Source organism: Chryseobacterium sp. MYb264 (assembly GCF_035974275.1).
In the GTDB taxonomy this organism is placed as follows: Bacteria; Bacteroidota; Bacteroidia; order Flavobacteriales; family Weeksellaceae; genus Chryseobacterium.
In genome coordinates, this window is sequence record NZ_CP142422.1 from 3,751,301 (window position 1) to 3,764,063 (window position 12,763).

16 protein-coding genes are annotated in these 12,763 nt (G+C 34.1%); 3 read left to right on the top strand and 13 right to left on the bottom strand.

All coding sequences use genetic code 11. The annotated features are described in order from the left end of the window. Nucleotides 1–172: 172 nt before the first annotated feature. The 3 genes from VUJ46_RS16250 (at nt 173) to VUJ46_RS16260 (ending at nt 3,915) form a co-directional block, all read left to right on the top strand. Entirely contained in the window at nt 173–2,011 is a 1,839-nt protein-coding gene (locus VUJ46_RS16250; RefSeq protein WP_326981770.1) for a M1 family metallopeptidase, read from the top strand. Between the two features lie 546 nt (nt 2,012–2,557). After that, nucleotides 2,558–3,316 (top strand): type III pantothenate kinase, encoded by a 759-nt coding sequence (locus tag VUJ46_RS16255; RefSeq protein WP_326981771.1) that lies wholly within the window; start codon nt 2,558–2,560, stop codon nt 3,314–3,316. A 65-nt stretch (nt 3,317–3,381) separates the two neighbouring features. Beyond that, nucleotides 3,382–3,915, top strand: coding sequence for a GNAT family N-acetyltransferase (locus VUJ46_RS16260; protein ID WP_326981772.1), 534 nt, complete (start codon nt 3,382–3,384; stop codon nt 3,913–3,915). A 1-nt stretch (nt 3,916) separates the two neighbouring features. On the opposite strand, the gene VUJ46_RS16265 is transcribed toward VUJ46_RS16260, so the two are convergent. The 13 genes from VUJ46_RS16265 to VUJ46_RS16325 all read right to left on the bottom strand — a co-directional run bounded on the left by VUJ46_RS16265 (nt 3,917) and on the right by VUJ46_RS16325 (nt 12,698). Continuing rightward, complete coding sequence (locus VUJ46_RS16265) at nt 3,917–4,348, bottom strand: nucleoside deaminase (protein WP_326981773.1); 432 nt, start codon at nt 4,346–4,348, stop codon at nt 3,917–3,919. Then, complete coding sequence (locus VUJ46_RS16270) at nt 4,349–4,876, bottom strand: energy transducer TonB (RefSeq protein ID WP_326981774.1); 528 nt, start codon at nt 4,874–4,876, stop codon at nt 4,349–4,351. 158 nt (nt 4,877–5,034) lie between these two features. Then, nucleotides 5,035–5,955 (bottom strand): helix-turn-helix transcriptional regulator, encoded by a 921-nt coding sequence (locus VUJ46_RS16275; RefSeq protein ID WP_326981775.1) that lies wholly within the window; start codon nt 5,953–5,955, stop codon nt 5,035–5,037. A gap of 230 nt (nt 5,956–6,185) precedes the next feature. Continuing rightward, the gene (locus VUJ46_RS16280; RefSeq protein WP_326981776.1) at nt 6,186–6,575 is read right to left on the bottom strand and encodes a hypothetical protein; all 390 of its coding nucleotides are present in this window, start codon (nt 6,573–6,575) and stop codon (nt 6,186–6,188) included. Between the two features lie 2 nt (nt 6,576–6,577). After that, on the bottom strand, nt 6,578–7,279 hold the full coding sequence (locus VUJ46_RS16285) for a hypothetical protein (RefSeq protein ID WP_326981777.1): 702 nt from the start codon (nt 7,277–7,279) through the stop codon (nt 6,578–6,580). Nucleotides 7,280–7,475: 196 nt separating this feature from the next. Then, complete coding sequence (locus VUJ46_RS16290; protein WP_326981778.1) at nt 7,476–7,946, bottom strand: SMI1/KNR4 family protein; 471 nt, start codon at nt 7,944–7,946, stop codon at nt 7,476–7,478. Then, nucleotides 7,946–8,362, bottom strand: a complete 417-nt coding sequence (locus VUJ46_RS16295) for a hypothetical protein (RefSeq protein ID WP_326981779.1) — start codon at nt 8,360–8,362, stop codon at nt 7,946–7,948. Before VUJ46_RS16295 ends, VUJ46_RS16290 begins: the two co-directional genes overlap by 1 nt. A gap of 128 nt (nt 8,363–8,490) precedes the next feature. Continuing rightward, nucleotides 8,491–8,736 carry a hypothetical protein gene (locus VUJ46_RS16300; protein ID WP_326981780.1) on the bottom strand — a complete coding sequence of 82 codons (246 nt, stop codon included), beginning with the start codon at nt 8,734–8,736 and terminating at the stop codon, nt 8,491–8,493. 94 nt (nt 8,737–8,830) lie between these two features. Further along, nucleotides 8,831–9,100, bottom strand: coding sequence for a hypothetical protein (locus tag VUJ46_RS16305; protein ID WP_326981781.1), 270 nt, complete (start codon nt 9,098–9,100; stop codon nt 8,831–8,833). Nucleotides 9,101–9,104: 4 nt separating this feature from the next. Beyond that, on the bottom strand, nt 9,105–9,797 hold the full coding sequence (locus VUJ46_RS16310) for a zincin-like metallopeptidase toxin domain-containing protein (protein ID WP_326981782.1): 693 nt from the start codon (nt 9,795–9,797) through the stop codon (nt 9,105–9,107). A gap of 118 nt (nt 9,798–9,915) precedes the next feature. Beyond that, entirely contained in the window at nt 9,916–10,299 is a 384-nt protein-coding gene (locus VUJ46_RS16315) for a hypothetical protein (RefSeq protein ID WP_326981783.1), read from the bottom strand. Nucleotides 10,300–10,671: 372 nt separating this feature from the next. Beyond that, nucleotides 10,672–11,010, bottom strand: coding sequence for a hypothetical protein (locus VUJ46_RS16320; protein WP_326981784.1), 339 nt, complete (start codon nt 11,008–11,010; stop codon nt 10,672–10,674). A gap of 239 nt (nt 11,011–11,249) precedes the next feature. Further along, nucleotides 11,250–12,698: an IS1182 family transposase gene (locus VUJ46_RS16325; protein WP_326980898.1), complete on the bottom strand. Its 1,449-nt coding sequence runs from the start codon at nt 12,696–12,698 to the stop codon at nt 11,250–11,252. Between the last annotated feature and the right edge of the window lie 65 nt (nt 12,699–12,763).

The following is a 12,763-nucleotide window of genomic DNA, read 5'->3' on the forward strand; positions in this document are numbered from 1 at the left end:
AATTTAACAGATGTTTGAGTTAAAAAAATCAGCGTAATCTGCAAAATCAGCGAGATAAAAATTTAACAATTGAAGATAACTTTCATCTAAAAAAGACTCAAACCTCAACAATAACTCTACGTTTGAGGTTCTTGTTTAAATTAACTACCTTTAGAAAAATAAAAAATTTTAAATGAAAAAATCGGTTGCAATCCTGTTTGCGTTTATAATTTCTCAGTTTCAGGCTCAGCAGGGCCCTTATTATCAGCAGAGTGCGAAGTACAAGATGGATATTGATGTGAACGCTGAAAAATTTACTTATCAAGGAAATCAGACTTTAGAATACACCAACAATTCTCCGGACGAGCTCAATGTTGTTTATTTCCATTTGTATTGGAATGCCTTTAAACCCAACTCGATGATGGATCAAAGAGTGGCCAGTCAGGGAAAAAATGGGGATTCGAGATTGCAAAAAGATGGAATTTCAAGATTGGCTTCTATTCCGAAAGATCAGGAAGGAGCACAAAATATTCACTGGATCAAACAAAACGGCAAAGACCTGAAATTTGAAGTTCAGGAAACCATCATGAAAGTGTATTTGGCGGAACCTATCAAGCCAAATTCAACCACTACTTTCACGATGGATTGGGATGCGGTGATTCCTCAACAAATCCGTAGAAGCGGAAGAAATAACAGAGAAGGCGTTGATATGACGATGACGCAATGGTATCCGAAAATTGCAGAATACGATTACGATGGCTGGGCGACTTTCGATTATATGGGAAGAGAGTTCCATGCTCCGTTTTCAGATTTTGATGTGACGATAAAAATCAATAAAGATTATGTTGTGGGAGCTGGAGGAATTCTTGAAAATCCTACAGAAGTAAAAGGTTACGATGCGAATGCAAAGATCAAAGCCGAAAAAAATAAAAAAGCGACATGGAAATGGACTGCGAAAAATATTCTTGATTTCGCTTGGAGTGCCGACAGAGATTATATCGTAAAAAGTTTTGATGTTCCACAGGGTCCGAAAGTATTCTTTGTGTATCAACAAAATGATAAAACAAAAGTTTGGGAGGAAGCTCAATCTTATGTAACGAAATATTTCCAGATCATGAATTCTCATTTCGGGAAATATGTGTACCCAACGTACGCATTTATCCAAGGTGGAGACGGCGGAATGGAGTACGGAATGTGTACCATGATCCTTGGAGAAGCTAAAAATATTAAAGATTTAATGGGATTGATGGCTCATGAAGGTTCTCACTCCTGGTATCAGCAAATGCTGGCAACCAACGAATCGATGCGCCCGTGGATGGATGAAGGCTTTACGAGCTATGCGGAAGGATATGTAATGTATCAGCTGTTTCCTGAACAACTGCCGAATCCGTTTATGGAAAGATTAAATGCTTACAGAAGTTTCATCAAAAAAGGAATTGAAGAACCGGCTGTTTGGTTAGGCGATCACCACGACAACGGAACGTCTTATACGTATGCTTCTTATGTGAAAGGGGAATTGTATTTGGTACAGTTGGGTTATATTATGGGTGAGCAGAATTTGGCTGAAACATTAAAACAATATTACGATCAGTGGGCAATGAAACACCCGTCTGACAGAGACTTTTTACATATCGCTCAGAAGGTTTCGGGGATGGATTTGAAATGGTTCCAAAACTATTGGATCAACACCACAAAAACCATTGATTATGGCATTAAAGATGTGAAATACGATGCAAAATCTACGACGATTACTTTGATTAATAAAGGTCAGGTTCCGATGCCGATTGATTTCAGTATTATGACTACCGATAAGAAAATTGTGACGTATCAGATTCCTTTAAATATGACACATACTTGGAAAGAAAAAGATGCGTATGGTGAGTTTAAAACCATGCCGTACTGGCCTTGGACTCAAAAGGAATATACGGTAACGGTTCCTTATACAAAATCTCAGTTATCTGTTTTAGGTATTGATTTCAGCCAACGATTGGCAGATGTGAATATGGAAGATAATTTTGTTGAAGTGAAGTAAGTAATCTTTTAAAATATATAGAATCCTGCAGTTAGCTGTGGGATTTTTTTGTTTCTTTAAATTCTCTTTTACTTAATTACGACAGAAGACGGATTAAAAAAATATATTTTTTTAAAGATTCTATACTTTATGCGTCCAAAAATTATTAATTAAATAGAAATTAGTATCACTTAAGTAAATAATTATCATCATTTGATTTCAAACAATATGTGGGAAACAAAAGTAGTTTGTATTTTATTGCAAACACCCCTGTTTTAAATCTCCGCACTTTGTATTTTATTACAAACAAGGTTGTTTTAAACAAAATACTTACTACATTTATTTAAAACAACCTTGTTTGTAACCTCCGTAAAAATAATTTGGTCTTAATTCGGTTTTTATTGCACAAATAAATTTTAACTTCATCCTATTCATGATATTTTTATACAGAAGAGCATTTTATGGCAGATTAAGGGATAGTTTTTATGAAAATCATTAAATTTATTCCCTCAAAATAAAGCAAGAGTTTCAATAGTATTTAATGAAATTCTTCTGAAAAGTAAATAAATGAATTCAATCGTAATCAACGTAGGAAACAGCAATATCAGATTTGGACTTTTTGATGATGATAATTGTGATGTTTCGTGGGTCATCAATACAAAACCTTACCGCACGGCAGACGAACTGTATGTACAGATGCTGATGTTGTATCAGACGTATAAAATTGAACCCAGGGAGATCGATAAAGTCATTATCGGTTCTGTAGTCCCTCAGCTTACCAAGGTAATCAGTGCTGCCATCAGGAAAATTCATGATGTTGCTCCGGTTATCGTAGACAGTACAACGCCGTCTGTGGTACAGGCAAAATCGAAGTCGAGAGGAACGGATATTTTCGCCAATCTGGTAGCGGCGCATATGCTGTATCCCGGAAAAAAGAAAATTGTTTTGGATTTCGGAACGGCACTTACGGCAAGCTGTATCTCGGAAACGGGAGAATCTTTGGGGGTAATTATTGCTCCGGGAATTATCACCGCTTTAAATTCGTTAATCAGCCACACTGCACAGCTGCCCGAAATTGAGTTGAAAAAGCCGAAAACAGTTCTTGGTCTGGATACTGTAAGCTGCATGCAAAGCGGTATGGTATACGGATTTTTGGGGATGGTAGAAGGGTTTATCGACCGAATTAATGATGAGGTAAATGACGACTGCTTCGTGATTGCGACGGGAGGTGTCTCTCATGTTTATAAGCCATTGACAGATAAAATCCATATTATGGACAGGCTTCATACTTTAAAAGGACTGTACTTTTTAGGAAAAGATTTATAAATAAGATTCAGGTTGAGCATCTGGATGCATGTTTACTCTAACCTGGAGATGAACGATAGTAAAGTATGCAAAATTTCCCCACAATAAAAACCGAAAGATTGATTCTTTCTGAATTAAAAGAAGACGATCTTCCGTTGGTTATAGAATATATGCAGGATAAAGAATATTCTGATTATACATCTACAATCCCTTATCCTTACCGAAAAGAAGATGGTGATTTCTGGCTGAAACTGGTGAGAGAAGCGTTCACCTCTAAGAAAGGGTATACTTTCGCGATCCGCGATGCATCCGGAAAAATGATCGGAGCGATTGGTCTGCACGATGAAGGTCATGATAAAGCAGAAATGGGGTACTGGATGGCAAAAACTTTCTGGAATAAAGGATATGTGACAGAAGCTGCCAGAGCTGTTGTCGATTTTGGATTTAATGAATTGAACTTTAACAAGATCTTTGCGATTCATTTTCCTCATAACCCGGCTTCCGGAAAGATCATGCAGAAAATAGGAATGGAGCAGGAAGCTATTTTAAAACAACATCTGAAGAAAGACGGGAAATATTACGATATCCCGATGTATTCTATTTTTAAAAATAAGGATTGATTTATCTTTTCGATCTAAAAAACTCTTTCACAATAGAAGAGCATTCGCTTTCTAAAATTCCTGTAACAATCTCTGTTTTGGGATGAAGGGATAAATTTTTGTTGATGAATCCTCGCTGCTCGTCTCGCGCGCCAATCACCACCTTGGTAATTTGTGACCAAGAAAGCGCTCCCGAACACATGACGCAAGGCTCCATCGTAACATATAGGGTACAGTTGATAAGGTATTTTCCGCCCAGAAAGTTCGCTGCGGAAGTAATCGCCTGCATTTCGGCATGAGCGGTAACATCATGTAAAGCTTCGGTGAGATTGTGTGATCTCGCAATTACTCGGTTATTGGAAACTATCACGCATCCGATGGGAACTTCATCTTTTTCCAAAGCAATTTCGGCTTCCTGCAAAGCCATTTTCATAAAATACTCGTCGGTAAACATTTATCTGTCGATATTCATAGTTAAAGGAAGGCTGAAACGGTACCGTACCGATTTACCATTAACAACTGCCGGACTGAATTTCTCTGAAACAGAATACATCGCAATTTCTGCCTGTCTGTTGAAGGTGAAATTTTCTCCCTGCGCACGGACGTTACTGATGCTGCCATCTTTTTCAACGATAAAGGCTACGTTGGTTTTGATCAGTTTGTTTTCAGAATATACTCCGGGAGAATAGAAGAGATCTGAAACCTCTTTCCTCAATGCATTAATTCCACCCGGATAATCTGCGTTTTTCTGAATGTCCGCAGGTGTTTTCGTCAAATGATCAGAAGAATCTTTTTTTTCATTTTTCAGACTGATCATTTTGAGATCTTCCAGATTTTTAACTTTCAATAAAGCCCCAATCAGGGCTACATTTTCAATGCTGTCCATTTTCTTCATGAAAAGAACGAAATCCTCTCTGATTAATGTTTTGCTGAATGTATTCGCTTCTGCATCGAATTTCTTTTTAAATTCACTGGTGAGCATATTTCGATGTTGGTTGTAAAAACCTTTTACATGTTTGAATTCCTCTGTCTGCTGTGAAAAACAGAAAGAAGAAATAAGGCAAAACAAAACAAGAAATAGAGATCTCAAATTGATATATTTATGTAAATATAATCAAAAAAATCTATAAAAATACGGCTTTATTGCTCAAGATAATTGTTCAGTGATTCCTGTAAATGCGTTCGGATATCATCAACTAAAACTTTAGGTTCCAAAACCTGAACTTCTTTTCCGTAAGATAAAATTTCCTGCATAAAGTCATAGGTCGGATGTAGAAAAAACTCGAAAAAAGTCTCAGTCTGGGTTTCTTTTATTTCTTTTTGAGACTGATGAAGCGGAAAGCTTTTAATATATTCTCCCTGATGCTTAGTACATTTCATCACAATTTTTTGAGGATTTTGTTCTGCAAGATTCATCACTCCGAATGCATTTTTAAAATGTTCTCTGAAGTTATAACGGTATTTTTCCTTAAACTTAGTTTTGTGAACATCCAGATAATTAATTCGGTCTAAACCAAAAGACTTTAAGACTTGATCTTTGGTGTCAATCGCGATAAGATACCATCTGTCTTTGGATTCTTTTAAGGCCAACGGATGAACTTTTCGTGAAGTCATCTGTTTATTTTTATAATTATAGTGTTCAAAACTTACCACTCTTTTATTGCGAAGGGCAAAGAAAAGGTCATAAAAATTTTCAGCGCCGGTAGGTTTTCGGCTTTCAAAAAAGATGTACTTGGAAAAATCAGGATGGTTGTTCAGTGCGTTGCTTACCTGAAAAGATTCCAGGAGTTTTTGGTTGTATTCTTCTTCTTCCATCGTGGGGCGGCTCTCAATATAATACCGGTTATCGCCCTTTTTCTTGTTGTGAATGGAAAGGTTGAAGAGATCAGAGATCTCGCGAATATCCCTTTGCAATGTACGAATGGAGTAGCTTTTGATATTCGCATCCTGAAATTCGAAAGAATTGAGCAGATAATCCTCCAGCTGCGAATAGGTAGCCGGGGAATTTTCTAATCTTTTTATAATTAAAGCGTATCTTGTCAGGTAAAAATCTTTTTTCATTCGGAAATTTTTCTGCTCCAAATATAAGAGCTTAATACGACAAAATACGACGTATTTGCGTTTTTTTTTAATGATGAATAAGTATTTATAATGAGCTTATCTAAGATATACCTGAAGTTTTCAAACACCTTTTAATTGGGCAAAAAGATTTTTTACGCCTTTCTTAAACTCACGGACCAGCATTTAGATACGAAAAAACCGCTTCGTTGGAAGCGGTTGAAATATTTAGATTATTTTTTCTTTAAACTTGCATCTCTTCTTATTCTAATTTGAACAGTGAAATTTTCATGAATATAATTTCTTACTTCATCCTGTTCTTCATCAGAAAGATTAGCAGACCAACCTATATGGTCTTTATGTACAGAAAATACTTTTTTAAGTTCCGGACACTTTTCAAAAAGCAGTGCATATCTTTTAGAGCCAACCTCTTCTATTTCATATCTATCTGGTTTTTCTGCGCCAAAGAAATAGGCTTTATGCCAAGAAAGTAAATAACTAAGAGGAAAATAGATTTCTCTGTCACCCATTTCATCAAAAGCTTTTTGCAAATATTTAATAGGCTTTCTTTCTTTCTTATATTGAATCATTTCATTCAATAATTCTTTAATTTTTATATTCATTTTTAATAATTAACATAAATAAAATCTAACATTTCTCTGATAGTATCAAAATCCTTATCAAGACCAACCGATTCCTGAAAAGCTCTTTCATGAAAGAAAGCTCTTTTTTCCCATTGGTAGGTATCTCCAACAAAGTCTTCCAGACTGTCTAGAGCATGAGTTCCTTCATGTACAAATTCGCTTAACAATTTTTCGGCTGATGTAGACGCACGGTAAAATGTGTTTTCATCAATGCAGAAAGCAGCTGTACCTATTGCTTCTTCTAAAGTGTCACCAGAATCTATTAATATCTTTTCAAATTCAACATCATCAAGAATTCTAAATTCCATTTTTCCTTCTTCAATTAATCTTGCGACTTTATTTGCTTGTTCCGTATACCCTTTTAAAGCATTTGTAATTTCAGTCTTGCTGAGCTCAATAATTGATTTTCCTTCCCATTTTTCTTTAAAGCTTTCGAAGCGACGTTTATTCTGTTTTGCTTGTTTTCCTCTTTCAACATTATTCTTCTTTTCAATTTTATCCTGTATTAACTTTTGCTTCTCCTTCACCCTCCTCTGCGCAGGCGTAAGCGCATGATCCCCTACTTTTTCACCAAACCCGAAAATCTCATCGATAAAACCTTCTAATTGAGAAAAAAGATTTTTTACGCCTTTCTTAAACTCGCGGATAAGATTTTGGATAAATTCCAGAATTCTTGTGAGCAAGTTTTTTGTAAAAGTAACGATTTTTGAGAGTAAAAAACCACTCCAAATGAAGTGGTTAAATCATTATAAATGAGAATCTTTGTTAATGAAGCCATAATTTGTCAAATAAAAATATTTTTTTTAATATTAAAAGTTTCTAACAAAAGTATATTGCTTAATACAACAAAGGGTGTGTGTTAGTTTTTTGTGAAGGATTTTAAGATTTTAGGGCTTTAATTTTTTTTTCTACGAATTCAGAAAAAGTATTATTTATTTTTTTAAACCCAGGCACACCTTCTCCTCTTTCATTTTCCCATTCATCTAGATATGAGCAATAGTAATAAACGGGAGGATTTTCTCCCTCATCATAAAAAAAGAAGTGAAATTGTTCTCCACCATCTAAAGCAGATATTACCCAAAAATCTTTTTCTATTTTGTAATTATCTTCAGTCAATACATTTTCTACGCATTCTCTAAGATTCTTAAACGTATTAAAACTTGAAGAACTTGAAGACTGAAAAATATTATTGTTTTTACCTCCTAAAAATAGAAATTCACGATAGGAATTTGGAAATCTGTTTTTTGAAAACTGCTCCATTTTTATGATCTGAGATTCAATAATTCCTTCATTTTTTGCTCCAACGATAACGGGGTTGGATTTCATTGTTTTTAAATAATTAATTTCCATTATTTTCTAGTATTTAATAAATTTTGCAATTGGTCATGACCTTTAACTCCTATATATTTTCCATATTCATTTTTGAAGAAAGGATGTTCTACATTTATTATAGTATTATACCAATTTCTTCTTATATCTAATTCTCGTTTGCACATTATACAGGGTTCATATGTTGTTTTCAAACTAATTTCCACTTTAGCCCCTGACATATCTAGCAAAACCAAATCATTATCCATTTGTACTAACGTTTTATTTTCGCTATCGTACCATCTGTAATCATCCTCAACACTGTCGTAAAAAAGTTTTTTATTTCCAGAATTACTGGGAGCGCCAATACTATTTTCTATTTTTTTGCCTCTACCAGAATGAGCAATGTAATCAAAAAAATGCTCTTCACCATTTTTGAGTATTACTTTCACTTTCATTGATGCTATATTAGAGAACTCTAGTGAGCCTTTTCTATATTTTGTAAGTACTAATAAGTCCTCATAAGAAAGTTCTCTAATTCTTTTTGAAAAAAATGTCTCCCAATTTTGTTTAATGCGACGCCTATTCATTTGTTTACGTCTAGAATCAAATTTGATAAGTAATCTTTTTGTTTTTGTCCTAATTTTTTCTTAGAACTTGTTTTTTCGTTTAATCTTTTTTCTCTAGCTTCTACTTTCTCCTTCACCCTCTTCTCCGAAGGCGTCAGCGCATGATCTCCCATTTTTTCACCAAACCCGAAAATCTCATCGAGAATACCTTCTAATTGGGCAAAAAGATCTTTTACGCCTTTCTTAAACTTGCGGACCAGCATTTGGATAAATTCCAGAATTCTTGTGAGCAAGTCTTTGGTAAAATTAGCTGTTTTTGGAAATGAAAAAACCGCTTCGGGGGAAGCGGTTAAAAAATTATTCTTCTATTTTTTCAAAAGATTGAGGCCCAAGAATAAAAATCATTTTATGCGTTTTTTCATCAAATGTAGCTGAATATAATGCATCGCCATCATAAGGTTGGTCAGAAATAGAGACCATAAATGAAACAATATGTAACTTTCTAAAGCTATTGTCTATCATTTTCATTTTCCTTAATCCAACATAATTAATAGAATCTTTATAATAAGTTCTATTGTTTTCTTGTAGAAAAGTTTCTAAACTTTTTTCTAATTTCTTTTCTATCATAATTTTATATTTTTGGAATTTTAATATTTCTTTTTTCTAATTTGATTATTATTTCTATATCAAGATAAATAAAAGCATGATATAACTCTTCATTATTAAGGTTAAACTTCTTGGCATTTTTCACCAATTGGTCATAAACATATTTTTCTCTTTTATATAATCTTTTCCAATTATCAGTAGTATAATCAATTTCTTTTACTCCCCGCAATGGAGCATCTTTTACATATTCATCAAATCCAATTTTAAACATTTCTTCAGCATGAAAATGCTCATGTGCCATTAAATATTCTGTTACATTCTGTTTATAAAGAATTGTATTGGTATTGGGATCAAATTGAGCTAAAATGCTTGAACCCTCAAATTTGTCTACTTTTTTTAATGTTGTTCCAAATTTCTTTTTCAATAATTTTGCCCAATCTTCAATATCTGCATTTGAGAGAATTTTCCCATTATAAATTCCATTACCTTTTATACTATCAGGAGAATATTTATTATTCTTCCTCTCCAGTTTTTCTTTTATTCTCTGTTGCTTCTCCTTCACCCTCTTCTCCGCAGGCGTCAGCGCATGATCTCCCACTTTTTCACCAAATCCGAAAATCTCATCGAGAAAACCTTCTAATTGGGCAAAAAGATTTTTTACGCCTTTCTTAAACTCGCGGACCAGCATTTGGATAAATTCCAGAACTCTTGTGAGCAAGTCTTTTGTAAAAGTAGCTGTTTTTGGAAATGAAAAAACCGCTTCGGGGGAAGCGGCGTAATATAGAAATTATTTATCTTATATTGGAGTTTAGTCAGCTATTCAACGTTATTGATTTTTATTGTTTACTGTTTCTAGTTCTTATTAGTGGTTTATAATTTGAATCTATATAGTCTCTAATCTCTAAAATATCAGATTGTATTAGTAAGGGATTCCAGGTAAGAACATCAGGATGTAATTCAAATATTTCAGTCATAAAGGGACAATGCTGAAATAGTAAATTATATTTTTGATAAGTTTTCTTATGACCTAACTCATACTTTTCTAAATTTTTTAATTCTATTTTTGTTTGTTTTAGCCATGTTAATAACCAGCTTACAGCAAAATAAAAATCATCTGTAGACAATTCATCTTTTGCTTTTTTTAAATAAATTTTTGGTCTTACATTATTAACTTTCCAATTAATTATTTCATCACATAATTCTTTAAATTCTATTTTCATAATATTAATTTTAAGGATAAGTGTAAAAAATATGTTCTAGCATACTTTCAATTGTTTTGTACTCTACATCCATTTCGGTTGCAGTTTGAAATGCTCTTTCATGAAAATAAGCTCTTTTCTCAAATGAATATACATCTTCTAGTATTTTTTTAATTTCTGCTTCAGATTTCCCTTACTTCAAAAGGTTGTAAAGTTAAAGAGGCCGTCTTTTGAATTTTATTTTTCAGTATTATTTTTTAAATATTCTAAACCTTTGACGGTGATTGAGTACAGAGTGTTTTCTTTATCAATTAAATTTTTCCTTAGCAATTCATCTAATTTAGCCGATAGCGATAGTAAAAATTACTACCGCTATTTGAAATCTATATTTGATTACTTACTTGAAAACCTATCCTCATCAGGATACCAATAAAGATCTGAACTAGGTGCCATATTTGTATTTTCATAGGCTTTCACATTATTCTCTAAGGTCATTCTTGAAGAAAAAGTAACCACTCTTCCTGTCTTTTTCTCAACTAAAAAAGGTGCATTTCCACCTAATGCTTTATTAAAATCTTTTGTTAAAAGAAATTCTTTAGACTGATAGCGATAAATATTGCCATAATTTTTTTTGATTATTTCTTCCAATAATATTATCGGCTCAATGTCCTTATCTACTATTCTTCTTACAAAACGTTTTGCTATCTTTAGCATTTCTTTGTCTGTTAGCATAATATTTTTATTAATCGTAAAAACAACAAAAACAGCAGTAATTTTGAGGGCACTGAAAAACCCCGTTCATATAGAATTACCAATTGATTTGGAGTTAGAATTAAGAGTTTATTACGAAAATTAAACCTTCGTAATAAGCTTTTTTTCTTTTTTTCAGTATCAAATTTTTGAGGTTTAACGGGATTGATATTGCGCCACGCCTGCGATGTTTATAAAAGACGGAGTATAGATCGATTTCTCTATATTAATTTCAGGATTCTCTTCAAATTGACAGTGAAAATAGCCATTGCACCCTGCATTTGCATATTTTCAATACCATTTGCAATCGCCCTGTCGTAGCCGTGTACGTTTTTAAGCTCGCTGTTTTTGGCTTCGATTTTATAGCGGTGTTTCGATTTTTCTTTGTAATAATCGCTTTCCTGAAAAATCATTTGCTCCTTATGTAAGTCTGATTTTATGGAAACCGAATAAGTTTTAGATTTTGCTCCTTCTTTATAACATCCTTCTTTTAATGGGCAAACCTTGCATTTTTCAATATCAAAATAATAGGTATCCACTTGATTTCCGCCTACGTGTTTCTTCCCGCCACGAGCTTTGCGAATCGCCAAATGCCCTGCAGGACACACAAAACGGTCGGCATCTTTATTGTAATCAAAACGGTCTTCATCTTTTCGAAAACCCTGGGTGATGGAAGGATTAAGTCTGGCTACTATTTTAATATTTTGTTCGCCCGCAATTTTCAGATTTTCTTTTCCGCTGTAAGCAGCGTCACCAATGATGGCATCTACCTCCATCCCGTTGTCCTGGCTCATCTGCAGTAATTTTGGCAGTTCCGGGCCGTCGCCTTTTTCTCCCGAAGTTACCACGGCCGCCGTAATAATCCGCTCTTCGCTCATCGCCAAGTGCGTTTTGTATCCGAAAAAAGAACTGTCAGCCGATTTGTGACCCGTTTTAGCGTCGGCATCTTTTGAAAAAACCATCTGCTCCCCGGTGTCTCTCACTGTTTCCTTCAAAAGATTCAGCTTCTCCTTTACAGCAGGAATCTCCCTGATAGAAGCTTCGTTTTCAATGCGTTTTTCGAGTTCTCTGCAATAATCCAATTCTTTGTTTAAATCATTTTCAATATTTTTTGAGGGCATTTTAGTTTTAAATTCTTCATCAAACTGATAAACGGTCTTGCGAAGCAGTTTTGAGCGCTCCCGCAATACTTCTATCGTTGAAAAAGGATTGCTCATCGACAAGGTGTGAGTGGCATCTACAATGATGGATCTGGATTTGATGATGCCTTTTTCAATCGCAATACTCACGGTTTTACCAATGAGCAAGCTTAAAAGATCACTATCTTTCAAACGCAGTTTTCTGAATTTTGTAAGGGAACTGGGATTGATTACATCTTCTTCCGGAGTCATATCCAAGAAATATTTAAAGGACATATCATACCGGGAACGCTCTACCACATCTACATCAGAAACTGTATAAATACTTTTTAAAAGCAGGTATTTAAACATCCGTACCGGACTTTCAGCATTGCGACCATTGTTTAAGCAGTATTTGCTCAAAAGCTCATCATAGATGAAAGAAAAATCAATCAGCTCATTAATTTTTCTAAGAAGGTTTTCCTTCGGTACAATTAAATCATACAAACCGGAATAGGCACTCAACGGAAGTTTTTCTTGCTGTATTAACATTTGCTTTGCTATTGAAATTTACATTGAAGATAAAAAAATAAGCAAAACTTTTAAAGTTTTGCTTA

Bases quoted from the DNA above. Each gene is read 5' to 3' on its own strand.
- VUJ46_RS16255 (WP_326981771.1), top strand. From the start codon at position 2,558: ATGAATTCAATCGTAATCAACGTAGGAAACAGCAATATCAGATTTGGA.
- VUJ46_RS16280 (WP_326981776.1), bottom strand. From the start codon at position 6,575: ATGAATATAAAAATTAAAGAATTATTGAATGAAATGATTCAATATAAG.
- VUJ46_RS16250 (WP_326981770.1), top strand. From the start codon at position 173: ATGAAAAAATCGGTTGCAATCCTGTTTGCGTTTATAATTTCTCAGTTT.
- VUJ46_RS16320 (WP_326981784.1), bottom strand. From the start codon at position 11,010: ATGCTAACAGACAAAGAAATGCTAAAGATAGCAAAACGTTTTGTAAGA.
- VUJ46_RS16265 (WP_326981773.1), bottom strand. From the start codon at position 4,348: ATGTTTACCGACGAGTATTTTATGAAAATGGCTTTGCAGGAAGCCGAA.
- VUJ46_RS16300 (WP_326981780.1), bottom strand. From the start codon at position 8,736: ATGCTGGTCCGCAAGTTTAAGAAAGGCGTAAAAGATCTTTTTGCCCAA.
- VUJ46_RS16260 (WP_326981772.1), top strand. From the start codon at position 3,382: ATGCAAAATTTCCCCACAATAAAAACCGAAAGATTGATTCTTTCTGAA.
- VUJ46_RS16305 (WP_326981781.1), bottom strand. From the start codon at position 9,100: ATGATAGAAAAGAAATTAGAAAAAAGTTTAGAAACTTTTCTACAAGAA.
- VUJ46_RS16275 (WP_326981775.1), bottom strand. From the start codon at position 5,955: ATGAAAAAAGATTTTTACCTGACAAGATACGCTTTAATTATAAAAAGA.
- VUJ46_RS16315 (WP_326981783.1), bottom strand. From the start codon at position 10,299: ATGAAAATAGAATTTAAAGAATTATGTGATGAAATAATTAATTGGAAA.
- VUJ46_RS16290 (WP_326981778.1), bottom strand. From the start codon at position 7,946: ATGGAAATTAATTATTTAAAAACAATGAAATCCAACCCCGTTATCGTT.
- VUJ46_RS16270 (WP_326981774.1), bottom strand. From the start codon at position 4,876: ATGCTCACCAGTGAATTTAAAAAGAAATTCGATGCAGAAGCGAATACA.
- VUJ46_RS16325 (WP_326980898.1), bottom strand. From the start codon at position 12,698: ATGTTAATACAGCAAGAAAAACTTCCGTTGAGTGCCTATTCCGGTTTG.
- VUJ46_RS16295 (WP_326981779.1), bottom strand. From the start codon at position 8,362: ATGAAAGTGAAAGTAATACTCAAAAATGGTGAAGAGCATTTTTTTGAT.